Source organism: Paenibacillus ginsengarvi, assembly GCF_003626695.1.
Classification (GTDB): Bacteria; Bacillota; Bacilli; order Paenibacillales; family NBRC-103111; genus Paenibacillus_AB; species Paenibacillus_AB ginsengarvi.
On sequence record NZ_RBAH01000008.1, the window covers coordinates 34,711 to 58,704 of the forward strand.

Consider the following 23,994-nt stretch of genomic DNA (forward strand, 5'->3'; position numbering starts at 1 on the left):
GGCATACAGACTCTAGTCTCAGTCTTCGGCAAAGACGGGAAGCGTTATGGCAAATGTCGTGCCGCGGCCCCAAACGCTGCTAACGGATACGCTGCCCCGATGCGCTTCCACATATTCCTTCACAATCGCGAGACCGAGACCGAGACCCGCCGCCCCGCCAGTTGCGTCCGGCTTGCGGGAGCCGCGGTAAAACCGTTCGAAGACGTGGGGCAGCTCCTCTTCCTCGATACCCGTTCCGTCGTCGGTGATGAGAATAACACTTTGCCGTTCGCCGCTTTCCACCGCGAGATGAACGCTTGATTTCGCATGCCGAACGGCGTTGCCGATAATGTTTACCAGCACCTGCTGGATTCTCGCTTCGTCGCCGTATGTGCGCGCTTCGTCCGGACAAACGACGGAAATCCGGCAGCCGCTTTCTTCGGCCGTAAGGTCCAGCGCCTCGGCGACTGAGCCGGTTAGCTCGCGGAGCGAAAACCAGCGTTTCTCCAGCGCAAGATGGCCGGATTCCGCCAATGCGAGCTGCTGGAGATCGTGTACGAGCTTCGTGATCCGGTACACCTCGTCATGCAGCAGCACCAGACTTTCAGGCGGAAGCGGGGTTTGGCGGACCAGGGCGTTGTCGAGCTGGGCCCGCATTACGGCAAGTGGTGTTCGGAGTTCGTGGGCGATATCTGCAACCATCGTTTTGCGCACTTTCTCGAGCTTGCGGATGCGCATGTCCAGCCGATCGAGCAAATGCTCGATATCCGGGTCAAGCAAGCCCGCTTCGCGGTCGGTACGTTTGTCCGTTCGAGGGGAGTCTTCGCAAGCGCTGCCGCGAATATCGGCAGGGCCGTTCAGCAATCGCGAGAGCCTGCCGCGAAAACGAGCTCGTTCGTAAGCTTGTCCGTTTTTCGCGAATTGGGACAGTGTCAGAAACAAGCCGATCCCGGCGGCGGCCGCAGCGAAAAGCACGGCGAACGGCTTCCAATCGGCAAGGAACGGGCGAAGCGGAGAAGCTGCCTCAAAGTAACCGACAATGGCTCCCCGATAAAGGATAGGTCGTAATTCGCGGCCGGCGGGAGGCGAACCGGCGCTCACGTCCGATTCATCCGCTCTGAAAACGGGCCGCCGCTCCGCGTCCCATACCCGTACACGTCCGATGTCGGCGCGGGAAGTTTTGTCCGTTTTCAATACATCCGTAACTCCGGGCCAAGAACCGTGCAAACCGTAGAGAGTCGTCAAATAGGAGTCCCAATAATAATTGTTTCGCAGCTTTTCCTGCCGGTCGTGGGCTGCCGCAATCCACCAGACGATTGCTGCTGCCGCTACAGTCAGAAGCAGCGTGATGCCGATACCCCGGATGGCAACGGCTGCAGATAAGGACAAAGGCGTTTTCCGGCTTTGATCGGCTCCGGAAGCTTTCCCGGTCCCGCGCGTCCTCATAGGCCTTCTCCGAACTTATAACCGATCCCGAAAACCGTCAGCACGTATTGCGGTTCTACCGGATTGTCTTCGATTTTTTTGCGCAGGTTGCGGATATGCGAATCGATCGTGCGTTCGAAGCCGATATAAGTGTCGCCCAGCGCTTCGTCCATTAACTGCAGACGACTGTACACCCGTCCGGGATGTTTGGCGAGCTGAAGGAGCAGGGCAAATTCGGTGCGTGTCAGCGGAATCTGATCGCCCTTCTTGGTGACGGTATACTTATGTTCATCGATACGCAGATCACCTCTTGCCCATTCATGGGGGGAGGGAGCCGCATCCGGCTCGCTCCACTTCTTCATGCGTCTCAGAACCGCCTTGATCCGCGCCAGCAGCTCGCGCATGCCGAACGGCTTCGTGAGATAGTCGTCCGCGCCGATCTCCAGCGCCAGCACCTTGTCGAATTCGTCCGTTTTGGCGGTTAGCATCATCACAGGCGTCTTCCAGCGGGTTTGAATTTGCTTGCACAACTCGATCCCGGAGCCGTCGGGAAGCATCCAGTCCAGCAAAATAAAGTCGAACATCTGACCGTTCAGATAAGCCTCGGCCTCGCGGACCGTCCCGGCGCATGTCACCGAGAAGCCCTCTGCTTGCAAGAAAGATTGCCCTTCCGTCAGCAATCGCTGCTCATCTTCAATCCAAAGCAGACGGATCATGGTGCTTAACCCCCTATTTCAGCCGGGCCCGGTGCTCTCTGGGAGCGATACCCCGGAACATCTTGAACTGTTTATTGAAATAACTCAGCGAGCGAAAGCCGCATTCGAAGGCGATTTCCGTTATCGACTTGTCGGTATGATCCAAATAATAAAGGGCCGCTTGCAGACGAAGCCGGCTTATAAATTCGTTGGGCGACAAGCTCGTAAGCTCTTTAAACTGCTTGAAAAACATCGTTTTCCGCATATTGGCCATATGAATGAGCTGTTCGGTATCGATGTCTTCCGCAAAATGCGACAGAACGAACTCGATGACGCGAATCATGCCTTCGGCCGGTTTTTGCTCAGGGGTCGAGGCCGCGTCCATCTGCTCCAGGTAGTGGCGGTAGATCGAAACGAGGATATCGATAAAGGCAAGATACTGTTTGGCCTGCCAGCCGGGCAGCTTCCGTTCTTCCTCGTCCACGGCAAGCCTGGCCGCCCTGTGAATCAGTTCCGCGTAAGGGGAGGAGGCCGGAATTAAGGGGGAGAAGCGGCCCGCTGCCGTATAGAACGGTTGGAGCAGCTTGCTGCCCTCCGGAATGAGCCGTACGATGGAAGGGGAGAAGAGCAGCATGATCCATTTTACCGGCTTGTCGCGTGTTTGGGCGAGATTGTAGTGCGGCTCGAAGGGGCGGAACACGAATACGTCTCCGGGCTTGCCGTAATAATCGCGGTCGATGACCCGATACTTGGCGTCGTTTTCCAGCAGTATGCTGACCTCGAGGGCGTCGTGAACGTGCATGGCATGCTCGGTTAACGTGCCGAGCTTATTTACAAAATTCCATTCTTTCTCCAACCGAATATCGTCGTAAAACATAGGTTCCTCCGTGAGTTGTCCTATCCGGTTATAGGATCGATCGCCATGCCTAGCAGTATCGTATATCGTTATGAACAAAAATACAATTTTTTGTGTGCTTTCGAGCAGTTTTTAACTCCGTGTTCCCTTACACTTACGTCATAACGAACTAAAAGGCCAGTGAATAACTGAGCGGAAGGTTTTGAATGATGCCGGAGAAACGGCAGCGGTCGCCTTTGTTCCCGAATTTTCACCTTAGCAGGGCCTATTCAATCAGAAAATTTGGGACCAAGAGCGATCGGAGGCATCTTCATAAACCTGTAGTGTAGTTAATCACCGGACCTCCAAGGAGGAGAACACATTGACACATACGATTTCGAATTTTGTACTGACTGAGGATATGATCGAACAATTTTACCGCGAGGGTTTCTTCTACGCACCCGGCTTTATTACGAAGGAAACCGTGGATCGCATCAACGCGGAGCAAGCGGAGTTTGCCAACAAGGCGGAGGGCGGCGAATGGAAATCGAACGCATTTGTTCATTTCGACAAAAGCGCGGCGCAATTTCCTGAAACGGCAAGCATGCTTTCCTCCTCTACCCTAATCGATGTGTACGAGCGTGTACTTGGCGATCAGGTTAGGCTCTGGATGGGCATGTACGCCGTAGTGCCGCCGCACGGGGAAGGGCTCGCCTGGCACCAGGATAATATGTACACGCACATTCTCGGCCATATGCTGAACGGATTTATCGCGCTCGACACGATTACCCAAGAAAATGCGGGCTTGTGGCTGGCTCCGCGTTCGCATCGCCTCGGACGGCAAGCGGATCTGAACGAATCCGGTTCCAAGCACCGCCGGGCTGCCGATCCCGAGAACGGGATGCCGTGCAATCCGATGGCTCCCGGCGACGCGGTTATTTTCCACCGGGAGACGCTGCATCACAGCAAAACGAACCATACGGACAAGCCAAGAAGAGCTTATGCGTTCCAAGTGTCTTCGGCTGTCTGCCGCTATGCGGAAACCGGCAAGCTTCTGACCGACCGGGAGCTGCTGTCCGCGCTTAAAAAATAATCCGATTGCGAAAAGCCGTGTGTGGGTCACGGCTTTTTTGTTTTTGGCTATGTTAACTTTGTTGTTGATAATTGATGGTTACGAACGAATGTTCTATAATAAGTTTATTTGGAACAATTTGATAAATGAACGGAAGTGACCAATGAACATTCGTTTGTTGAATGACTCTGATGCCCAAGTGTACAAGGAAGTAAGGTTGCGTGCATTGAAAAATGATCCCGATGCATTTGGATCAACGTATGAGCAAGAAGAAACTAAACCTCTGGGGCACATTATAGAAAGGATACAGCATACAAAAAATCAATTTGCATTGGGATGTTTTGACGACAATAACACATTAGTCGGCATTGTCAATTTTTCACGTGAAAACAGGCTTAAGACGGCGCATAAAGGAAATATTTACGGCATGTACGTAGAGCCTAAATTTCGAGGACGGGGGTTAGGTAAAGCCCTTCTAGTAGCCTTGATTGAAAGAGCAACAAAAGAATGTGAAGGATTGGAACAGATTCATTTGACGGTTGTGTCTAATAACAAATCAGCAAAAAGCTTATATGTCTCGCTTGGGTTTGAAGTTTATGGTGTAGAACCACATGCATTAAAGTTTGATGAACAGTATTTCGATGAAGACTTAATGATTTTAAGATTGCGCGACTTTAAATTAAAGGGCACGATAGCTCAATGAACCGCCTTTTCAGCAAGGCGGTTTTCTTATGGTTTATTATCAGCATTAGAATTCGACATAGCCTTGTTTTTCAAGGAGTTTGAATAGGCTCAACTATTTACTTTCCTGATCTTGGATGTTATTGTTCCATATAGCAGGCTTGTAGCAAATATTCTCAATTATTAATAAAAAGAGAAACAATATTTTTTAGAGGTGAACCCGATGACCATCGATCGGACGGCGGCTGCGAAGTCTCCTGTTAGTATTGAAGATTTTGAACAGCTGGAGCGGATCGGGGTTCGTTCCGTCCAGGCGAACCAGGTGAGCATCGATTCGGAGCGGCGGTCCGATTATGTTCGCTTCGGTTCGCAGTCGCTGCGTTTGGAGTACGATTTTACCGGTACGATCGGTACGTCTTGCGCCTATGTGCTGTTTCATGACTCGCCCGAACGTCCACACCGGACGCTGGAAGGGTATCCGAGACGAATCGGTGTTTGGCTGTACGGCAATACCGGCGGTCATTGGCTGAGGGGACTGCTCATCGACGCCGATCACGAGAAGAAGCCGATCGATTTTACCGCCAAGGGAGAGCTGCGCTGGGAAGGGTGGAAGTACGTAAGCGCTAATGTACCCGAAGGCTTGAAGCAACCGATCAAGCTCGTTCATCTGTATGTGGTCGAGACGGAGAACGATAACAAGGATAGCGGCGTTTGTTATATGGACGGGCTTGTTGCGGAGTATGAGGAGGTCGGAGAAGACTGGAGCGGCCCGGAGTTCAGCGATATGCGGCCCCGGCCGCGTCAAACGGTGCACAATGCCGAGCCGATTGTAAGCGCTATTGTTCGGGATAGCCAGTCGGGAGTCGATGAGAGTACGCTGCTTATAACAGTGGACGGCATAAGCGTTTCTTTCTCGTACGATGCGGACAGCGGGCGAATCGTCTATACGCCGGTGCTGCCACTGAACGACGGCGAACATGAGGTAGTAATCGAGGCCAGTGACCGCGCCGGAAATCCCGCCGTTCCGAAGGCTCACTGGTCGTTCGTGATCGATACATCTCCCGACCGGACGCCGCCCGTCGTTCGCATTATTAGTCCGCTGCCGGGAACGGCGGTAAATACGGATCATCCGCGAATCGCCGCGGCAATCGAGGACGATCATGCCGGGGTAGACTTTACACAACTGCGCGTATGGCTGGACGGACAGCCCCAGCAGGTTGGACATAGCGGCGAGACCGTATTTTTCACTTGCCGTGAGAAGCTAACTCCGTTGACGGAGTATCAGGTGCGTATCGTGGCGGCGGACAACGCCGGTAACCGCTGCGAATGCAGCTGGTCGTTCCGGGTAGGCGCTTTGCCGGGGCAGCCCCGAATCGCCGATCGATTCAGCATGACTGTCATCGGGGACGGCGGGTATTATACGGCTAGCAGCCGTACCCAGGCTACGGCCGCCGATCTGCTGCTCACGGAGCAGATGTCCCGTATCCGGCGCGAACCTTCCGAACTGATCGGGTATACCGGAGATATTGTCGACAACGATACAACGGCAGGTTATGCCGAAGCGATTAAGCGGATGAGCGGGTTCGGGAAGCCTTACCTGCTTGCGATCGGCAACCATGAAGTTTCCGGCACGGGATCGCGCCGCCATTTTCAGGACCATTTTGGCGATCCGACCTACGCTTATGTGTACGGCAATACGCTTATGATCGTGCTGGACTCCGCTTCCGGTCATCTGACGCGCTCGGACGCCTCACAGTGGTTATGGCTCGAAAACGAATTAAGGGAGGCCGCTTTACCGAACGTATTCATCTTCATGCACGTTCCTCCGGATCAGCTCAGCCCTTCGGGTGAAGATTACAATACCAGACACGGCTTTATGGACAAGCTGGAGGCGCAGCGATTTTACGACTTGCTCGGCAGCTTCAAGCAGGGACGGCCCGAAACGAATGTTTTCGTATTTTCCGGCGACTTCCACGTATACCAGCACAAGCTGGTGCAAGGAGTCCATTACATCATATCCGGCGGAGGGGGCAAGCAGGCGCATATAGCGCCCGAGAAAGGAGGTTATTATCATTATTTGAACGTGCATGTGGAGGGTGCGACTGTGACGTGGGATGTTATTCCCCTGCTTGAATCGATCGATTGGCCGGACGGCGGGCCGGTTAAAGCTAGGGTCGGGGACAGATGGAAGTTGAATGCGGCGGGCACGTTTTTGACGTCAACCAATACCCCGATCACACTTCCGATCGGCTACCCGTTCAAGGCGGAGTGGAGCAGCGAGCAGGCGGATCTTGCAGCGGTCGATCAGGAGGGCAACGTAACCGCTCTCGCTGTGGGCGAAACGTTCATTACGGTTAAGTGCGGATGGAGAGAGGGGCGCATCGCGATAAAGGTCGCCGTTATCTGACGTTTACGAACGTGACTTGCGAGCAGCCTGCGAAGAGAGCAATCAGGAAGAAATCCGGATTCCATTTCATGTTATTATAGGTGTACATGAATGGAAAAGGAGTTAGATATACATGGCAAAGGACATTTGGATCAATCTGCCAGTGAAGGATGTCAACCGGTCCAGAACCTTTTTCACCGAGCTTGGTTTTACGCTCAACCCTCATCATGGCAACGGAGACGATTCCGCCAGCTTTATCGTTGGCGAGAAGAGCGTGGTCGTGATGCTGTTTGCCGAGTCCGCTTTCAAGCGGTTTACGGGCAGCGAAGTCACCGACGCCAGGAAGGCGTCCGAAATATTGCTATCGATCGGTGCAGAGAGCAGGGAAGAAGTGGATGAATGGGCGGTTAAGGCGGAAAAGCTGGGCGGCACCGTATTCAGCAGACCGGACAGCCACGGCGGCTGGATGTACGGCTGCGGCTTTGCCGATCTGGACGGACACCGGTGGAACGTATTGTATATGGATATGAGCCAGATGCCGAAAGGACCTGACGCGTGAGCGTGAACAGGGACCAGGGCGAAGACGCCGTCGCCGCCTACATGAGCGACCTGCAGCATCCGATGAAAGAAGCGATTGAGGAAGTACGGGCCATCATTCTTAGCGTCGACGCTTCCATTACCGAGCGGATCAAATGGAATGCGCCCAGCTTCTGCTATTGCGGCGAGGACCGGATCACGTTCCAACTGCACGGCAGCGGGTTTTTCCGTCTCGTGTTTCATTGCGGGGCTAAAGTTAAGGGCGCTGCGCCCAAGGAGCCGCTCATCGCGGACTCGGCAGGGCTGCTGCAATGGGCCGCGAACGATCGGGCTATCGTCAAGTTCACCAGTACCGAAGATGTAAGGGCGAAGCGGGACAAGCTGCTCGAAGTCGTTGCGAAATGGCTGAAAGCTGCGAGTACGTAATAAGGTCAATAACGCTAGGATCATATCCAAGAATTCGGTACATCAAAAGAAAGCGGGTCGCCATTGAACGGCGGCCCGCGTTTTTGTTGTTCGGCCTATCGACTACTTGTCGTATTTGAACAAGTTCACGCCCGATGTGTAGTACAAATCTCCGTTATTGTCCTGGGCGAGCAAAGAGGCGCCGCTGGAGACAACCGTCTCCGTATTTTTCGTAGCCGGATCGATGCGGTACAGCTTACCGCCTACCGTTACATAAATATACCCGTCGCTGTTCAGCTCCATTTTGGCGTCCCGCCATACTTGATTGGCGCCGGCGTAGCTGACGGGGAACTTATTCGCGCTGTAAACCACCGTGCGCGTAGCCGGATTAAACACGAACAGCGTGCCTTCGGCCACTCCCCAAATGTTCCCGTCAGGGCCGGTCATTAACGACGTAATGGCGCGTTTGCCGGCAACCGGAACGGTTTCGAACACCTTCTGGTTCGTTGCCGTATCCCAGACGAACAGCTTCGCTTCCGTTGCCGACGGCGTTATGCCGAGTCCGCCCCAAACGGAAGTCCCTCCGAATACCTCGTTGTTTTTGTTAGCCAGCGCGATGACGCTCTGATCGGTTATGATGTTGCGGGTCACATTCAGGCTGCCGGTCGTCAGATCATAAACGGCGAACGCGCCTCCAAGCTTTCCATAGGCGGGTACCGTGCCGACGAACAGCCTATTCAATGCCGGAACGGCCAGCATGCCGAACGGACGGTCTTGTTCCCAGGAGTCCAAGTCGAACAGCGTCTTCGGATTTTTCGGCGTCCCGGTAGGCGCCCACGGCTGGGTTACGTCGTATTGCTGAATGATGGCGCCCGGATAAATACCGAAGTATAGCGAATTGCCCGCGACTGTTATGTTTTCCGCCTGCCCGACGTTTCTGTATTTGGTTTGGACTCCCGTCGCCGGATTGTACACGCCCATCCCGCCAACCAAATAACCGACGCTATAAATGTTGCCGTCCGGCCCTTGTTTGATCGACTGAATCGTGGTAGGAGATTCGGGCAGCGCGATCGGCGTCTTGGCCCAAGTACCGGTATCCAGGTTGTATTTTAGAATTTCGCCCGAACGGAGCGCGGCCAATAACGTATAGCCGGGATATCCGGTTTCATTCAGAGAGACGAAGGTGGAGCCGATGATCTTCGAGCCGACGTTTGCGAGCTGCGTTTCGGTTTTGGCGGACAAATCGTACGCGTACAAGCTGCCGCCCTTTGTGTAGTACACCTTGTTCGCCGCCGGCGAAAGCCGGGAAACGCCGATGGAGCCGGTGCCGCTGATTGTGGCGTCTACTTGCAGCGAAGTCTTGTCGATGACAAGGGTGACGTTCGTTGGACTCATTTTCGTGAAAATTTTCCCGTTTGCATAGTTCGTATAATAAGCAAACTCTTCTCCGGCATAGGCGGACGGCAAAATGTTCGTTTTGACGCCGGTATCGTTGTCATAACGGATCAGATGCGCATGTGAGCCGATCCCGATATAGAGTTGGTGATCGCTTTCGTCATAGGCGATGGAGCGGACATACTGCTCGCCGGGTTCGATCTGCCCGCCGAAAGCGGTAAATCCGCTTCCCGGTTCGTACTTGAACACTTTGCCGCCCGGATACGTACCACCGTAAATTTTCCCGTTAGTGCCGCTAGTTAGCTCCCAGATTGTCGTTTCGCCGGTAATCGCCTGGCCCAGGTCGGTGACGGAGGAGGCGTCGGGACTATACTGGAACAGCTTGCCCGAAGCGGTACCTACATACAGCTTGCCATCGGTCGCTACCGTCATCCCCCAAACGGCCGTCGCTCCGGGAAGATCGAAGGTGTGAAGCGTCGCACCCGTTTTCGCGTTATACACCGCGAGTTTGGATGGGTTGCCGTTCGATCCGAGATACAGCAGCTCATTGCCGCTGGAATCTTGCCCGAATGCGGCATAGGAGGCCGATGCATTCGTGATCTGCACCCCGAGATTGGTGATGAGCGGGCCGGATAAGGAGATGCTGTCAAAATAGGCGCTGGCTGTCCCCGCGAGCGTGCTGTACAGCAGAATGCTGAACTTCGTTGTACCGGCCGGCGCAACAGCCGAGACGTTCGCTATGCTCCACTGCGACAGAGGGCCGCTATACGTTTGCGTCGCCATCTGCAGCATATTGTTGCCGGCATCCCAAAACCGGATGTTGAGGCTGACCGTTCCGCTCTCCAAATACACCATCGATGTCGCGCTGATCGCTTGCCCGGCCGTAACGGACAGCTTATCGCTCTCGACGCCGATGGAGCCGGTCGTGCTGCCGTCGACAAGCTTCAGGCTCTTGCTGCCGGCATTTGCTCTGTCGGCGGAGACGGAGATGCCGGTCGAACCGAAGGTTTGCGCCCAGCCGGGAATGGTTGTCCCCACAGGTCCTTCCTCGAAGCCGGCATTGCGAATGATCCTCTCCAGGCTGACATTGTCGAAGTAAACGGAAGTGGTGCCGGATACGGAGCTATAGAGTAACACGGCAACTTGTGTAGTGTTGGCCGGAGCGATGGAGGTGACGGTTACGGAAGTCCATTGATTTGCAGGAGAGGATACCCACTCAGCGGCGCTGTCCAGCAGCGTGCCGGAGCTGTCGTAGAATCGTACGTAAATGGCGGCGGAGCTGCTGGTGACATAAGCTTTTGCGGTTGCGGCAACCGATTCTCCGGCGGCGATGCCGGATACTTTTGCGCTTTCAATGCCGAGGGAAGCGGTGGTCGAGGTGTCGGTGAGCTGCAAGCTTTTGGTGCCGCTGAACGCTTGAGCGGAGGAGACGGATATGCCGCCGGACCCAAACGTTTGCGTCCAGCCGGGGATCGAGCCCGCCGACAAAGGTTCTTCAAAAGACGGATTGACAAGCGTAATCGGAATTCCTCCTGCTTCCGCCCGCTGGAGCGGGACGATCGGGGTTATCGCGCCGAGTAACAGCAGCAGCGCGGCGATCCATAAGACGGCATACTGGGGCTTTCCGTGTTTCATCATACGATTCTCCCTTCCGGATGGTTTGTCGGTAGCAAGCTGTTTGACAAAACGAACCAAATCAAGAGACGGGCGACACCGTTCGTATGATTTTAACGAAACACTCCTTCGACCTTTGAATAACGATGGGCGACTGGTCAAGTTCATCGTAATCGCATCCAGATTTCCAGTCAATAGAAGCGAGAGCTTGACAATTCTGACATTTGGAGCCAAAACAAACGCCGCTGCCTACGATCCGTTTGCGGAAATTGATTAAAACCGGCAGGAAATCGGACGGAGCGGGCGAAGTAAATAGGCGCAGGTAAAAAGTAACAGGGGCAGGGCTCGATTGGTTTGAACAAGCCTCGAGTCTATGGGCAGCATGTTGTTGCCGGAGTGAGGAAGGAGAGCGAACGCTATGAACAAACCGGCAATCCGGATTGGCCGATTGAGCCAATGTACGTTCGAGCAGGCCTTGGAGCTGAGACAGAGAGGATTTGAAGGGTATCACGATTCGATGAGGCAATACTATCCCGATTTTCCCAAGCCCGGAACCCCGGCGCCGGATGCGCTGGACCGGCTGATGGACAGCTTCGGCTCGAGCGGCATACGGGCGGAGCAATCGATTGTTGGCTTCGTCGACGAGAAACCGGTCGGCTTCGTCTTTATCGCGATTAAAACCGTAAATGGGGTCAAGCTGGGCTGGAACGGGGGAACGGGCGTTTTCCCGGAATGCCGCGGACTCGGGCTGGCCAAGCTGATGATGCAGGAAGCGAGACAAGTGCTGATTCAGCAAGAGGTGGATATCGGCGTATTGGAGGTCGTCGCCAAGAACGCTCCGGCCATCGCCTCCTACGAGAAGGGGGGCTTTCGCATCGCCGATAAAATACTCGGCATGACCCGCGAAGAGCCGCTGAAGGAGCCGTTTTTGCCAGAAAGCAGGCGTCCCGGCGGGGTGCGGCTGGAATATGGCTTGAGCGCCAACGTCGCTGCGATTCCCTATTACCGCGAGCAGGCGGCATGGGGCTGCATGTGGCACAACTTGCCCCGGGGAGAATCGCTTGTCGTCTATGACGAGGAAAACAAGCCGGTTGCTTACGCGTTGTTCCAGCGCTCGCGCGATGCGGCCGGCAAGCTGAAGTCGGTTACGCTTCGTCAATGCGAAGTAAGTCCGGATCGCAGCGATCGGGAGCTTTTGTTCCGCTTGCTGTTGGCGGAGCTTTACGGCCCGTACGATGAGCCGTGCACCCGTAGAGTTAGCGACATGTCCGCAGCTAACCCGGAACTGAACGAGCTGCTTCACGAAGCAGGCTTCACGCTGAACTACGAGCAGTATATGATGCTGTGGGAGAGACAAAAGGTAGTTGAGGCGTAATTGGGCATAGATCGGACGAACACCGGCCAGTTTTAGGCACGGTGTTCTTTTTATGAATTGACAATCCATGAATCTATATATAACATTAGTTATATAACAAATGTTATTTTATGGACTAGAGGTGAGTTATGCCCCCAAAAGCGGAAATTACGAAAGAAAAGGTTTTGGATGCGGCGTTTGAGATTGTACGAAAGCAAGGGCTGGGTGCTCTTACGGCAAGAAGTGTGGCTCAGCACTTAAAATGCTCGACCCAACCGATCTATAGCGCTTACGGAAAAATGACGGACCTAAAGGATGATGTGTACAATCTTGCCGTCGATTACGCGCTGACGAGTATGAAGGAAGGCGTGAAGGATGCCGCTAACGCGCCTGCCTTAAACTTGGCTATCGGGGGATTGCATTTCGCCAAAAACGAGAAGCAGTTGTTCCGGACGGTTTATTTGTCCGGTCATAAAAAGTATGACTTGTCCAAAGAAAAGTTCATCGGCGAAGAAATGATGATCGCCCATCTGCGGCTGCGCGGGAGACTCAGTACGGTGGAGGAGGGCAGACTTAGGCAGGTATTGAAGAAACTTATGATTTACTTGATTGGATTAGGAACGATGATCAATACGAGCACAATGGAGCTAAGCATCGAGGAAGCAACCGATTTGATACGCGACATGTATGAAGCATTATTGCTTCAGGAAGGGATATCCAGGCCCTAAATCTAGTACGAGGGAATACAGGGAAGGAGAGAGGTGCGGTTGAATAGCGAGCTGGGCCCCAAAATCGGTGAAGGAAACGGCTCCGACGTCTATGCGTGGGGCAGCAATAAAGTCATCAAGCTGGCAAAGCCGAATACTAACCTGTACGCCATCCAGAGAGAATATGAAAACCACTGTCTTGTTTGGGAGAAAGGGCTGTCCGTTCCTCAGCCGTTTGAAATTAAGGAGATAGATGGCAGACTGGGTATCCTGTACGAACGCATCAAGGGCGAATCACTTTTGGGACGTTATGTCAATCAAGCAATGAGCGGCCCTGTTTCAGATGAAGAACGAATGCGAAACATCCGGACTAACGCTTGTATTACTGCAGAATGGTTATATGGCGTCCATCAACACTCCTGTCTTAAGCTGCCGTCTCAGAGGGAGATTATGAAGTTCGTAATCGGCAGAGCCGACTGTATAACTGTGCATGAGAAAGATGCTGTACTGGCTTTACTGGAGCGATTACCAGTCAAGCAACAGCTATGTCACGGCGATCCGAACCCGGGCAATATCATGATCCGGAACGGCCGTATATTTGCCATAGATTGGTTGAATGCGGCTATTGGCAATCCTGAAGCGGATATCGCCGAATATATTATTACAATGAAATACGCCGAATTACCTGCCTATTTGCCCGGCGAGTCCGCAAATTATATCAACGGCTTAAGAGAAGCTTCGGTCGAGCACTTTGTTCACGAGTATTCGTCGCTGTCTGGCATTACTTTTGAGGAAATAAATTCGTGGATCGCCCCGGTGGCGGCTTGCAAACTGTCGGCGGACATAGGCGCGGAAGAAAGAGCCCGGCTGCTCCATGACATACGAACAAGGCTCTAGAAGTAGTAGCCTGAAACAGATAGAAGGGGCTTCGCATTCACAAAGATGGCGCGGGCCCCTTCATTTTTTACAACGGAATCCAGCCTGCGAAAACAGCCCCGCCGGACGAGTCACGGTTCCGGACAGAAAGCTCTCCGTGATGTGCCCGCATGATCCGGCGTGCGATTGCAAGCCCAAGTCCGGCCCCTCCGTAAGCCGCATGTCTCGACGGCTCACCGCGATAAAACGGCTCGAAGACGAGCTGCTGTTCCGCCTCGGGGATCCCGGGTCCGCTGTCTTCGATTATGAATTCGAGGCGATCCCCGTACGCGCGCCAGCCCAAATCGATATGTCCCCCCGGCGGCGTATGCCGGACGGCATTGTCGAGCAGATTGCCGAGGGCACGGTGCAGCAAATGCGTATCTCCGGCAAAAGTAACTTCCGCCGCATGGATGTTCTCCTCATAGCGGAGTTCGATGACCTTCTCCTTCGCCACCGGGCGATATTGGTCGGCCAGCTCGGCGAACAGCCGCCCTGCTTCAACCGGCTCCGGCCGCAAGCTTTGCTCCATCGATTCGAGCTTCGCATAAGCGAACAGATCGGAAATAAGCCGTTCGAGCAAATCGGCCTTTTGGCAACAAACGGATAAGTAACGCGCGGTTTTCTCCGGGTTGCCATTCGCACGTCCTTGCTCCAGTCTCGATAAATACCCCCGCAGCGCAAACAACGGCGTCCGCAAGTCGTGTGCGATCGAACCGATCATGAAGCGGCGCTCTTCCTCCAGCTCCGACTGGCGGGTCAGCGACTCGCGCAGACCGCTCCCCATAACATGGAAAGCCGATCGCACCGTCGCCACTTCCCGCACGGAGGAATCGGGCAGATGAAAGTCCAGATCGCCTCCTGCGATCCGTCTGGCCGCCACGCTCATCGCCTCGAGCGGTTTGACTACAAAGCGGCCCATCTGCCAGCCTATAAACAAGATGGCCATGATCGCCACGATAACTGCACTGACGGCGGCGAAGCTGCTGCCGCGTTGAGCTGCATAAAATAACGCTTGTCCGCGAAGCTCCCCCTGCTCGAAAACGTCCAGCTGCCGAATGGCGTTTTCCTTCTGCCCGGCGGAAGTGGTATGCCATACGTCTTGCCCGGAGCGGTCCAGCAGCGCGATCCCGATATGAGCCGGTTCCGCGAAGCTTTGCAGCGAAGCCTGCCAGCCCGGATCGGCCCAACGTGAGGTATCCGCACCGCTCACGATGCCGATTGCCGTCTTCAAGTCGGCCTGCTGACGTTCGTGAATGAAGCGAGAAAAGACGTAGCGATCAAGCAGTTCCACGCCTTCAAATGCCGCTCTGGGAACAATCAGGATAATGAGCATTCCGATGATCATCCACTGGCGAATGCCCAGCCGCGCGCTCATCGCCGCGCCCCTTCAAACCGATAGCCGACGCCCCATACACTTACAATGATTTTCGGCTTCCGCGGGTCCTCTTCAATTTTTTCGCGAATTCTCCCGATATGCACTGTTACCGTATGTTTGTCGCCGATGCCGTCCCAGAAACGATCGAGCAGCTGCTCGTAAGTAAAAACTTGGCGCGGGTATTCGGCGAACAGGCACAACATGTCGAATTCCTTCGGCGTCAGCGGCAAAGGCCGCCCGTCCAGCACGGCTTCATGCGCCTTGACGTCAAGTACGAGCCGGCCGAACCGCCACTCCGATTTCGGCTCTTTTTCGCCTCGATCATATCGTCTAAGCACCGCCTTGATGCGCGCTACGACTTCTTCGGGCGTGGCGGATTTGACGATGTAGTCATCCCCGCCCAGACTGAGTCCGCGTATTTTGTCCATATCCTCTCCGCGCGCGCTCAGAAACAGAATCGGAAGGTCGCGCGTTTTGCGTATGTGGCGGCATAGGTCCAGGCCGCTTTGTCCCGGCATCATAACGTCGAGCAGGATGCAGTCGACCGGATCGGACTCCAGCCGGCTCATCGCCTCGGCGGCATCCCGTGCAATAACGGTGCCGAATTGTTCGTCCTCGAGATAATCCCGCATTAATTCCGCAATATGCGGGTCGTCGTCCACGATGAGGACCGTACGTTTGTTATCCAGGCTCAGGGCCGTTCACCTCGCAGCGAATCGATAAGAATGTGAGCTTATTGTAGCATAGATGGCGCTCTGTCCGGCTCTCTTGTAATGAATTGTAACGAAGTGGTGACCGGTTTGTGACTGTTTCGCTCAGCCTTTCGTGAGATGCTTCGTTTACGATGGAATCTGTTACGAACCGCGCAAGAAAGAAAGGAGGAGGAGGGCATGAACGCCGGTCGTTTCGCGTACCGCATATTGGCAAGGGTCTTTCTGGCCTGTATCGTGATACAAATTGTTTTGGCAGGGATGGCGCTTTTCGGCGAACCGAGCGGGTGGAAAACGCATGCATCGTTCGTCAACTGGTTCGCGTGGGTGCCGCTGGCGATGTTTCTGCTCACGTTTGCCGGGGGGATCAAGGGGCTGGACCGTTACCTTAGCCTTGCGCTGCTGCTGCTCGTCATCCTGCAATTTATGACGGTTCATCTGTTTGCATCCGTCATCGCGATTGCCGCGCTTCATCCGCTTCTGGCCGTGCTTCTGTTCTGGGGCTCCGTTACGGCCGTCAGGAAGCAGCAGCCGACAAGGGGCGCGAAGCGGGAAAGAGAGATTACGATCTAAGGAGGCTTGCGGACCTATGAATCGGCTGTTGCACGGACAATTGGCGCTTGTAACGGGAGGCAGCGGCGGGATTGGAGCGGCGATTGCGGAAAAGCTGGCGTCGTGCGGCGCTCTGGTGGCTGTCCACTACTGGCGCAATCGGGAGCGTGCCGAGGAAACGGTGCTGCGCATTCGGGAAGCGGGAGGGCAGGCGGCCGCATTCGGCGCCGATCTTGCCGAGGTCGCGCAGATTGAATCGCTTGTACGGGAGGCTCACACCGCATTCGGCTGCACCGTGGATATTCTGGTCAATAATGCGGGGCAGATGAACCGCAGAGCTTCGATCACGGAATTGTCGGAGGACGATTATACAGACATGCTGGGCATCAACTTCAAATCGTGCGTGTTTGCAAGCAAGGCGGTACTGCCGTTTATGCTCGAAAAAGGCAAGGGCAGCATCGTGAATATCGCTTCGCTTGCAGCCCATCATGGCGGCGGTGCAGGTGTAGCGATGTATGCGGCGGCCAAGAGCGCGATGCTCGCTTTTACGAAAAACGCGGCGAAGGAATTCGCCGGAAAAGGCGTTCGGATCAATGCGGTAGCTCCTGGCGTGATCGCAAACACGTCGAACGACCGGTTCAAAACCGAAAACATTCGCAAAGCGATCGTCGCCGGCATTCCGCTGGGCCGCGAAGGATTGCCGGAGGATGTGGCCGGTGCCGTACTTTTTCTGACTTCCGAACTTTCCGCGTTCCTAACCGGCGAAACGCTGGACGTGAACGGCGGCATGTACATGAGATGACGATATGAGGAGATAACAGTTATGGAACCTAATAACGCACCGTGGGTGAAGCTGGTGCAAACTCAACATCCGGCGAAACTGCTGCCCTTTGCGCGCCATATGAACGAACCGACGATCGCCGCCATATACGGCATCGATACGGAAACGTACCGGTCGATTCAGCGGCAGCTATCTGAGACGGTCCGAGATGCGGCTGCGGACATGCTGGAGCAGCCGGACTTTGCCGCAAAGGTGGATCGCCTTCCGTTTCGCCCGGGGCAGACGGTCGTAGCCATCGGCGAGAGTACAACGGACGACTTGTTGTCCTGGTTTGAGCTGCTCCGCCATCTGGTTCAGCTGAGAAGGCCGGAGGATGAAATCCGCTTTGTGAACGAAGGCGTATCGGGCTTTACGACTTCGCAAGTATTAGGCCGAATGAGCGGCATCGCCGCAAAGGAGCCGGACTGGCTATTCTGCATGATCGGCGGCAACGATGCGATGCGAATCGGACCGGATTCCGGCATCACGCAGGTTAGCCCGGGCGAGACGGCCCGCAATATGGCGGCTATCCGTCAGTTGGCCGCAGCGCGGACGAATGCCCGTCTGGTATGGCTCACGCCGTCGTCTATCGACGAGCAGCGCGCGGCAGATTACCCTCCTTTCAAGGCCGCCGGGCTCGCTTGGCGCAACGAGGATATACGCCGTGCGGGCGACATCATTCGCGAGCTGCCGGACCCGGTAGCGGATACGCAAGACGGCTTCCTGTCGCCAGGCGCCGATATACTTCTTGGTCCGGACGGCGTACATCCTACTCTGGAAGGGCATCGATACATCGTGACCGTACTTGTTGAGGAACTTGCGAAATGAAGCTGATCGTCTTTGGAGCTTCCGGCGGTACTGGAAGGCAGGCAGTCGTTCAAGCTTTGGAGCAAGGTCATGAAGTCACCGCCGTCGTCCGTAAGCCTGAAAATTTCGATGTTCGGCCCGGAGCGCTGGAGGTGATCCGGGGCGACGTTCTCCTACCGGCTACGTTCAGACAGGCGTTGCACGGAAAGGACGCGGTGTTATCCGCGCTTGGCGTTTCACACAAAAATCCGACAACGGTTTACTCGGAAGGAACTTCATCGATTATGGAAGCGATGCAGTCGGCAGGTGTACTTCGCCTCATCTGTCTCTCTTCGGCAGGACTGGACATTGCTTCGGATACGCCGCTGCTTCAGCGAATGGTGATCCGGCTCGTCATTCAGCGGATGTATAAACACGCCTATGCCGATATGGCGCGAATGGAGGCGGCAATCCGCACTTCCTCCGGCATCAACTGGACTGTCATACGCCCTCCGCGGCTGACGAACGGGCCGCGAACGAAGGCGTACCGAACGGCGATCGGCAAGCCTTTGCCCGGTGCCGAAGGGATATCGCGCGCCGACCTGGCGGATTACATGATACGATCGATTGCGGACCGGGCAGCTTACGGACAAATCGTGGAGATATCGAAGACGAACGACAAGCGGGCGAGAACGTATGAGTAAAAATCGGTATGTCCAGGTGATTTGGGGCGCGATCGCTGCGATTACGTCGGCTGCGGCCGTTTTTGCCGTCGCTCCGTATATAGCTGCCGACCCGGGGCTAAGCCGCATTGAGCCGAGAGAATCGTTCCCGCTCCACTTTCCGCTGCTGCTTGTTCATATATGGTCTTCCTTCCTCGCGCTGCTTATCGGCTGGGTGCAGTTTGTTCCCGGCCTGAGAAACCGTCGGCCGGATATCCACAGATGGGCGGGACGGGCATACTTGGGACTCGTTGCGATCGGGGGGATAACCGGTCTGACGGTTGGTATGTTGACAGAGAGCTATGTCAGGCAAATGGCTTTTCTTACGCTCGCTCTTCTGTGGCTGTTTACCGGCTGGAACGGCTATCGCAAGGCGAGGCTAGGACGATTCGTCGAGCACAAAAAATGGATGATCCGGAATTACGCCCTGACACTTGTCGCGGCAAGCGCACGTCTTCTTACCCCGCTATGCATTCTGATTTACTTGGCAGGACACGGGCTTCAGCCGGGCGGAGGCATTGCAGCGGTGCTGGAGCCTGTTCTCGAGATCAATATTTGGATTGGGCTGGTCGTGAATGTCGTGATTGCGGAATGGGTCCTACTAAGCCCGCATAACCGTTCATAGAGCAAAGACCTCGATTTCCAGCGGTACATGGAGATCGAGGCCTTTTTGCTTTGGCACCCGCCGACAAACGGCAGGCACATGAAATGCCTTACGACTCGGCTACGCTCTTCTCCGGCGAAACGGCCGGCCGCTGCGCGATAGAGAACTTCGGGAGCTTGAGCAGCAGCGCGATCACCAGCAGGGCGGCCCCGGTACAAACGAATACGACGGGGATCGGCACCTGCGTCGCGGCGAATCCACCGACCAGCGGTCCGAGCATCAGACCCATCTGATTCGACGACTGATTCAAGCCGAACGCCCGGCTGCGGAAGGCCGGGTCGGTCCGCTCCGCGATGAAGGCGTTCAGCGCGGGATACACCGCCGCAAAAAACAGCCCGTACCCGAAGCGCAGCGCGCCGAAGCCGATCAGGCTGTGGAAAAACAATTGCAGGATGTTGCCGATGCCGCCGCCGAGCAGACCGATGAACAGCACCTTTTCGTAGCCGAGCTTCGTTCCGCGCTTTCCCCACCATGGGGCAGCGATCAGCGTGGCGATGCCGACCGAGGAGAAGATCATGCCGGCATACAGCGAGTCGTTGGATGGGTCCGAACCGAGCTTCTTCACATAAATCGTCAGCAGCGGCTCCAGCACCATGACCGAGGACGTCGTTGCGAACACGACGCCGAAGGCGATCATCAGGCTGCGGTTGGAGGCGGCCACCTTCAAATCCTGCACGATTGACGAGCGTTTGGCCGACGTTTTGCGGAACGATGGTTCCTTGACCCAGAACAAACAGATGAGGAACGCGATAAATACCATGGTGCCCGCAAGAGCGAACGTATCGCGCGGGCCGACCAGATGACTGACGACTCCGCCGATGAGCGGTCCGATAATCGAAGCGGCGGCACTGGACGTGGAGATGACGCCGAGCGCATAGCCCATATGCTTCTCCGGAGTGTTCGTCGCGATCAGCGCGATCGCGGATGGAATATATCCGGCGAGCAGTCCTTCCAGAATACGGGCAGCGATCAGCTCGTACGGTCCGCTGACGATATAATACAAGAAGTAACAGGCGGATAAACAGATGCCGGCGCGAAGCATCATTGGCTTGCGTCCGTATTTGTCGGCCATCGAGCCCCAGAAAGGTGCGATCAGCGCTCCGGACAGGAACGTCAGCGCGAACACGACGCCTGTCCAGGCTTCCAGATGGCTGGTGACGCCCAGATCGTTCTCGAGGAAAATCGACATGAACGGGATCGAGACCGAATACGCCATACTGACGAGAAACGTTCCGATCCATAAGACGAATAAATTGCGTTTCCATGAAAATGAGGCCACATCATGCACTTCCTTGGCTGGTTAAGTTCCTTTCTATCATACCACCTGACGGCCTCGCATTCCGATAAACGATTGTTATGAGCTTGATAGAAACATTGAATAAGATGTGCAAAAAAAGAAGCGGTACCCGACCGCCTCCTCCAATGCAATATTTTACTTATTCATTCTGACTCTGAAATCGAAGTAGTCCGCGTTTTCGCCGGTGATCATCAGACCCATGCCCCAGTCGACATGCGTATCGACCGTCGGCGGGTCCAACGGATCGCGGTACTGAAACAATACGTTGCGCCTCGGACGCGGGCTTCGGTTTGCATTCGAACCGTGGACGGTCAAATAGTTGAAGAACAACACGTCGCCTTTTTCGGCACAGCATATGGTCGCCCTAGAGATCGGATATTCGCGATGATCCAGATAGTGCCTGCCGACATGGGGCAGCGGTCCGAGCTTGTGCGAGCCGGGAATGACGCCGATCGCGCCGTTTTCCTCGGTGGCGTCGTCCAAATAGACGCTTGCCGCCGTCATCGTATGGTTGGCGTGAGGGAAGTACGGATAGTCCTGATGCAGCGGGAAGGCGGCGCCTTTCTCCGGGGGCTTGACCAGCATCTTGGAGTGATGCAGCATGACGTTCGGACCGATCAGTCCGCGAACAATATCCGCCATGCGCGGGTGAATAGCCGCCCGTGTGAAGGCGGCATGATGATAATGCACGTCATGGAACCCTTTCAGCACGAGCTTGCGCACATCCTCGTCTCCGAGGTAGTCCCCCTGCCATACATGGTTTTTGTCGTATTTGGACCCGGCTGCCCGACGGATGATCGCATCGACCGCTTCGCGCATATCCTCCACTTCCGCTTCCGTAAATACCCCTTTTGCCAGCAAATAGCCGTTTTCCTTGTAAAAATCAATGTCCGACTGCGAAATCATCTTCGTTTCCTCCTTGTGAGAAGCAGCGCTATACACCATAATTATAGGAACGCTTCGAATTAGCGTCTTTATGGAAATCTGACATTCTTTTGTCTGATACAGACAACGTTTCGTGAGAGGGGAGGGAGCCGAATGGAGCAACTGGAAGCGGCAAGGTGGAAGGAAGCCGCCGCTGCGCTCAATGCGGCCGTTGTTCAGCCGTTATCCGGAGCGCAAGGAACGTACGAGATCAAATACTGGGGAGCGACGCCGGGGCTTAAGGCTAACCCGTACCATAAGCATTCCTTCTATGAAATATGCTTGTGCACGCGGGGCGGAGGAACATACCGGGAGAAGGACGAGCGGTTCCGAATCGAGCCCGGTATCGCCTTTTGCTCGCGGCCGGAGGTGTATCATCAGATCGTCCCGGATCCGGATCGCGAGCTGTACCTGCTTTATATCGCTTTCCAGGCGGAGCCGGACCGGTTGCCGCCGGAGGCGGGCGCCATGTTCGAACTGCTCCGGGAGGAAGGGCCTCCCTTGATTCGGCAAGCGGCGGGGACGCCGGCGGCGAACTTGTGGCTGGCTCTGCTCCAGCTTTCCTCGTCCGGGCTGCTCTGGGAAAAGTCGGCGGAGCTGCTGCAACAGGTCGCTTATTCGCTTCTGCTGACATTCCCTTCTCTGTTCGCCGCGGATCGGTTGCAGCGCGGGAGCGCGGACCCCGTCAAGCCGGTTTCGATCATGCTGGATCAGGCCCGGATGTATATGAAAGATAATTTGGCCGAGTCGCATCTTACAGGGCAAGTAGCACGTTACCTGCACATATCCGAACGCCATTTGTCCCGTGTATTCAGGCGCGAGCTGCAGATGACGATAGGGGAGTTCATCCGCCGGGAACGGATTCGGAGCGCATCCGAACTATTGCGGAAAAGCGGGCTGCCGATCAAGGACATCGCCGAGAAAACGGGCTTCGGTACCGTCCATTATTTCACGCGCATATTCCGGCAGGCGACGGGCTGGTCTCCGGCGGCCTACCGGAGGTCGATATCCGAACCGGACGCGCGGCTTCCGGCAGAAGAGCGGTACGGGAGCAGCCAAATGCTCATATAGAGGATTTACCTAGTTGTCGGTGCCGCTTTACCACAACAAAACGACGAGTCTAGCGAAATATGGTAAACTTAATACTATGAAATACATAAAGGAGAGGAAGCTAATGTCCGATCATGACGAGCTCGCGCAGCGGCGGCGCAAAAATATGAAGCTGATCCAGTTTAATAAAGACGATCAATCCCTGGTCGAGTCGGAAAAGCCCAAGGAAACGTTCGCCGATGTAGGCGGACTGGAGGACGTCAAGAAAAAGATAAGGCTGAACTTCATTCTTCCCCTGCAGCAGCCGGAGGTGTTCAAGGCGTACGGCAAAGAGGCGGGAGGCAGTCTGCTGCTCTTCGGGCCGCCGGGATGCGGCAAAACGTTTCTGGCGCGCGCGGTAGCGGGTGAGATCGACGCGAACTTCATGCATATCGAGCTGCAAGCCATTCTTTCGATGTATGTCGGGCAAAGCGAGCACAACCTGCACGACTTCTTCCAAAAGGCGCGGGATAACAAGCCGTGCGTCATCTTTATCGACGAGCTGGATGCGATGGGCGGCAGCCGTCACCAGATGCGGCAGCATCACGACCGGATGCTCGTGAATCAGCTGTTGCTGGAGCTGGACGGCCTGCAAGCCCAGAACGACAATGTGTTCGTCATCGGCGCGACCAATACGCCGTGGTATTTGGACTCCGCGCTGCGCAGGCCGGGGAGGTTTAATCATCTTGTGTTCGTGCCGCCTCCAGAGGAGGAAGAACGCCGCACGATTTTGGAATTAAAGCTGGCGGGCAAGCCGGCGGATTCGCTCCAGCTGACGAAAATCGCCGCGGAAACGAAGTTTTTTTCCGGCGCCGATCTCGGGCAAGTCGTGCAGGATGCGGTCGAATCGGCGATGGAGCGCACGTTCGAGACGGGCGAGATTCAGCCGATTACGCAGGACGATCTGAAGAAGGCGGTCAAAGCCAGAAAAGCGACGACGTTGGACTGGTTTGCTACGGCGAAAAATTATGCCACCTTCAGCGACGTAAACCGCGACTACCAGATTGTACTGGACTACACGAAGAAGCATGGGATCAAGTAGGGTAGCGGAA

At 55.3% G+C, this 23,994-nt stretch carries 23 protein-coding genes; 15 read left to right on the plus strand and 8 right to left on the minus strand.

All coding sequences use genetic code 11. The features are described 5' to 3' along the window. Positions 1-18 precede the first annotated feature (18 nt). The 3 genes from D7M11_RS12775 to D7M11_RS12785 are packed head-to-tail and all read right to left on the minus strand — an operon-like array spanning position 19 to position 2,976. Complete coding sequence (locus D7M11_RS12775) at positions 19-1,425, minus strand: sensor histidine kinase (RefSeq protein WP_120747620.1); 1,407 nt, start codon at positions 1,423-1,425, stop codon at positions 19-21. Continuing rightward, on the minus strand, positions 1,422-2,120 hold the full coding sequence (locus D7M11_RS12780) for a response regulator transcription factor (protein WP_120747621.1): 699 nt from the start codon (positions 2,118-2,120) through the stop codon (positions 1,422-1,424). The genes D7M11_RS12775 and D7M11_RS12780 overlap by 4 nt, the downstream gene beginning before the upstream one ends. A gap of 13 nt (positions 2,121-2,133) precedes the next feature. Next, the gene (locus tag D7M11_RS12785) at positions 2,134-2,976 is read right to left on the minus strand and encodes an AraC family transcriptional regulator (protein ID WP_120747622.1); all 843 of its coding nucleotides are present in this window, start codon (positions 2,974-2,976) and stop codon (positions 2,134-2,136) included. A gap of 340 nt (positions 2,977-3,316) precedes the next feature. Here D7M11_RS12785 and D7M11_RS12790 point away from each other — a divergent pair, with 340 nt between their 5' ends. From D7M11_RS12790 to D7M11_RS12810, 5 genes are all read left to right on the plus strand, one after another. Then, positions 3,317-4,027: a phytanoyl-CoA dioxygenase family protein gene (locus tag D7M11_RS12790; RefSeq protein ID WP_120747623.1), complete on the plus strand. Its 711-nt coding sequence runs from the start codon at positions 3,317-3,319 to the stop codon at positions 4,025-4,027. A 142-nt stretch (positions 4,028-4,169) separates the two neighbouring features. Further along, positions 4,170-4,709, plus strand: a complete 540-nt coding sequence (locus D7M11_RS12795; protein WP_120747624.1) for a GNAT family N-acetyltransferase — start codon at positions 4,170-4,172, stop codon at positions 4,707-4,709. Between the two features lie 201 nt (positions 4,710-4,910). After that, positions 4,911-7,094 (plus strand): metallophosphoesterase, encoded by a 2,184-nt coding sequence (locus D7M11_RS12800; RefSeq protein ID WP_120747625.1) that lies wholly within the window; start codon positions 4,911-4,913, stop codon positions 7,092-7,094. A gap of 112 nt (positions 7,095-7,206) precedes the next feature. Beyond that, a complete protein-coding gene (locus D7M11_RS12805; protein WP_120747626.1) occupies positions 7,207-7,632 on the plus strand; it encodes a VOC family protein in 426 nt (141 codons plus the stop codon). A gap of 2 nt (positions 7,633-7,634) precedes the next feature. Beyond that, on the plus strand, positions 7,635-8,036 hold the full coding sequence (locus D7M11_RS12810; RefSeq protein ID WP_120747801.1) for a DUF1801 domain-containing protein: 402 nt from the start codon (positions 7,635-7,637) through the stop codon (positions 8,034-8,036). Positions 8,037-8,138: 102 nt separating this feature from the next. Here the strand turns inward: D7M11_RS12810 and D7M11_RS12815 are convergent, their stop codons facing one another. Then, positions 8,139-11,048 carry a hypothetical protein gene (locus tag D7M11_RS12815; RefSeq protein WP_147433426.1) on the minus strand — a complete coding sequence of 970 codons (2,910 nt, stop codon included), beginning with the start codon at positions 11,046-11,048 and terminating at the stop codon, positions 8,139-8,141. A gap of 394 nt (positions 11,049-11,442) precedes the next feature. Here D7M11_RS12815 and D7M11_RS12820 point away from each other — a divergent pair, with 394 nt between their 5' ends. The 3 genes from D7M11_RS12820 to D7M11_RS12830 all read left to right on the plus strand — a co-directional run bounded on the left by D7M11_RS12820 (position 11,443) and on the right by D7M11_RS12830 (position 13,982). Further along, positions 11,443-12,399 carry a GNAT family N-acetyltransferase gene (locus D7M11_RS12820; RefSeq protein WP_120747628.1) on the plus strand — a complete coding sequence of 319 codons (957 nt, stop codon included), beginning with the start codon at positions 11,443-11,445 and terminating at the stop codon, positions 12,397-12,399. Between the two features lie 224 nt (positions 12,400-12,623). Then, complete coding sequence (locus D7M11_RS12825) at positions 12,624-13,106, plus strand: TetR/AcrR family transcriptional regulator (RefSeq protein WP_240041085.1); 483 nt, start codon at positions 12,624-12,626, stop codon at positions 13,104-13,106. Positions 13,107-13,145: 39 nt separating this feature from the next. Then, a complete protein-coding gene (locus D7M11_RS12830; protein WP_120747630.1) occupies positions 13,146-13,982 on the plus strand; it encodes a phosphotransferase in 837 nt (278 codons plus the stop codon). A gap of 67 nt (positions 13,983-14,049) precedes the next feature. Here D7M11_RS12830 and D7M11_RS12835 read toward each other — a convergent pair whose 3' ends face one another. Next, a complete protein-coding gene (locus D7M11_RS12835; protein ID WP_120747631.1) occupies positions 14,050-15,378 on the minus strand; it encodes a sensor histidine kinase in 1,329 nt (442 codons plus the stop codon). Beyond that, a complete protein-coding gene (locus D7M11_RS12840) occupies positions 15,375-16,040 on the minus strand; it encodes a response regulator transcription factor (RefSeq protein WP_275671691.1) in 666 nt (221 codons plus the stop codon). Before D7M11_RS12840 ends, D7M11_RS12835 begins: the two co-directional genes overlap by 4 nt. Before the next feature lie 228 nt (positions 16,041-16,268). Here D7M11_RS12840 and D7M11_RS12845 point away from each other — a divergent pair, with 228 nt between their 5' ends. The 5 genes from D7M11_RS12845 to D7M11_RS12865 are packed head-to-tail and all read left to right on the plus strand — an operon-like array spanning position 16,269 to position 19,593. Further along, positions 16,269-16,661, plus strand: a complete 393-nt coding sequence (locus D7M11_RS12845; RefSeq protein WP_120747633.1) for a DUF6220 domain-containing protein — start codon at positions 16,269-16,271, stop codon at positions 16,659-16,661. Positions 16,662-16,677: 16 nt separating this feature from the next. After that, positions 16,678-17,442 carry a glucose 1-dehydrogenase gene (locus D7M11_RS12850; RefSeq protein WP_120747634.1) on the plus strand — a complete coding sequence of 255 codons (765 nt, stop codon included), beginning with the start codon at positions 16,678-16,680 and terminating at the stop codon, positions 17,440-17,442. 21 nt (positions 17,443-17,463) lie between these two features. Continuing rightward, entirely contained in the window at positions 17,464-18,288 is an 825-nt protein-coding gene (locus tag D7M11_RS12855; RefSeq protein ID WP_120747635.1) for an SGNH/GDSL hydrolase family protein, read from the plus strand. Beyond that, the gene (locus tag D7M11_RS12860; RefSeq protein ID WP_120747636.1) at positions 18,285-18,950 is read left to right on the plus strand and encodes an NAD(P)-dependent oxidoreductase; all 666 of its coding nucleotides are present in this window, start codon (positions 18,285-18,287) and stop codon (positions 18,948-18,950) included. Before D7M11_RS12855 ends, D7M11_RS12860 begins: the two co-directional genes overlap by 4 nt. Then, a complete protein-coding gene (locus D7M11_RS12865; protein WP_120747637.1) occupies positions 18,943-19,593 on the plus strand; it encodes a DUF2306 domain-containing protein in 651 nt (216 codons plus the stop codon). Before D7M11_RS12860 ends, D7M11_RS12865 begins: the two co-directional genes overlap by 8 nt. Positions 19,594-19,681: 88 nt before the next feature. Here D7M11_RS12865 and D7M11_RS12870 read toward each other — a convergent pair whose 3' ends face one another. Both D7M11_RS12870 and D7M11_RS12875 read right to left on the minus strand, forming a co-directional pair. Then, the gene (locus D7M11_RS12870) at positions 19,682-20,911 is read right to left on the minus strand and encodes an MFS transporter (RefSeq protein ID WP_240041086.1); all 1,230 of its coding nucleotides are present in this window, start codon (positions 20,909-20,911) and stop codon (positions 19,682-19,684) included. A 153-nt stretch (positions 20,912-21,064) separates the two neighbouring features. Continuing rightward, positions 21,065-21,835: a phytanoyl-CoA dioxygenase family protein gene (locus tag D7M11_RS12875; RefSeq protein WP_120747638.1), complete on the minus strand. Its 771-nt coding sequence runs from the start codon at positions 21,833-21,835 to the stop codon at positions 21,065-21,067. A 132-nt stretch (positions 21,836-21,967) separates the two neighbouring features. On the opposite strand from D7M11_RS12875, the gene D7M11_RS12880 reads away from it, so the two are divergent. Continuing rightward, positions 21,968-22,924: a helix-turn-helix domain-containing protein gene (locus D7M11_RS12880; protein ID WP_120747639.1), complete on the plus strand. Its 957-nt coding sequence runs from the start codon at positions 21,968-21,970 to the stop codon at positions 22,922-22,924. Positions 22,925-23,027: 103 nt separating this feature from the next. After that, on the plus strand, positions 23,028-23,984 hold the full coding sequence (locus tag D7M11_RS12885) for an ATP-binding protein (RefSeq protein ID WP_120747640.1): 957 nt from the start codon (positions 23,028-23,030) through the stop codon (positions 23,982-23,984). The last annotated feature ends 10 nt before the right edge of the window (positions 23,985-23,994 follow it).

Bases quoted from the DNA above. Each gene is read 5' to 3' on its own strand.
- D7M11_RS12780 (WP_120747621.1), bottom strand. From the start codon at position 2,120: ATGATCCGTCTGCTTTGGATTGAAGATGAGCAGCGATTGCTGACGGAA.
- D7M11_RS12875 (WP_120747638.1), bottom strand. From the start codon at position 21,835: ATGATTTCGCAGTCGGACATTGATTTTTACAAGGAAAACGGCTATTTG.
- D7M11_RS12775 (WP_120747620.1), bottom strand. From the start codon at position 1,425: ATGAGGACGCGCGGGACCGGGAAAGCTTCCGGAGCCGATCAAAGCCGG.
- D7M11_RS12835 (WP_120747631.1), bottom strand. From the start codon at position 15,378: ATGAGCGCGCGGCTGGGCATTCGCCAGTGGATGATCATCGGAATGCTC.
- D7M11_RS12885 (WP_120747640.1), top strand. From the start codon at position 23,028: ATGTCCGATCATGACGAGCTCGCGCAGCGGCGGCGCAAAAATATGAAG.
- D7M11_RS12795 (WP_120747624.1), top strand. From the start codon at position 4,170: ATGAACATTCGTTTGTTGAATGACTCTGATGCCCAAGTGTACAAGGAA.
- D7M11_RS12815 (WP_147433426.1), bottom strand. From the start codon at position 11,048: ATGATGAAACACGGAAAGCCCCAGTATGCCGTCTTATGGATCGCCGCG.
- D7M11_RS12820 (WP_120747628.1), top strand. From the start codon at position 11,443: ATGAACAAACCGGCAATCCGGATTGGCCGATTGAGCCAATGTACGTTC.
- D7M11_RS12850 (WP_120747634.1), top strand. From the start codon at position 16,678: ATGAATCGGCTGTTGCACGGACAATTGGCGCTTGTAACGGGAGGCAGC.
- D7M11_RS12805 (WP_120747626.1), top strand. From the start codon at position 7,207: ATGGCAAAGGACATTTGGATCAATCTGCCAGTGAAGGATGTCAACCGG.
- D7M11_RS12860 (WP_120747636.1), top strand. From the start codon at position 18,285: ATGAAGCTGATCGTCTTTGGAGCTTCCGGCGGTACTGGAAGGCAGGCA.
- D7M11_RS12880 (WP_120747639.1), top strand. From the start codon at position 21,968: ATGGAGCAACTGGAAGCGGCAAGGTGGAAGGAAGCCGCCGCTGCGCTC.
- D7M11_RS12855 (WP_120747635.1), top strand. From the start codon at position 17,464: ATGGAACCTAATAACGCACCGTGGGTGAAGCTGGTGCAAACTCAACAT.
- D7M11_RS12845 (WP_120747633.1), top strand. From the start codon at position 16,269: ATGAACGCCGGTCGTTTCGCGTACCGCATATTGGCAAGGGTCTTTCTG.
- D7M11_RS12865 (WP_120747637.1), top strand. From the start codon at position 18,943: ATGAGTAAAAATCGGTATGTCCAGGTGATTTGGGGCGCGATCGCTGCG.
- D7M11_RS12800 (WP_120747625.1), top strand. From the start codon at position 4,911: ATGACCATCGATCGGACGGCGGCTGCGAAGTCTCCTGTTAGTATTGAA.
- D7M11_RS12785 (WP_120747622.1), bottom strand. From the start codon at position 2,976: ATGTTTTACGACGATATTCGGTTGGAGAAAGAATGGAATTTTGTAAAT.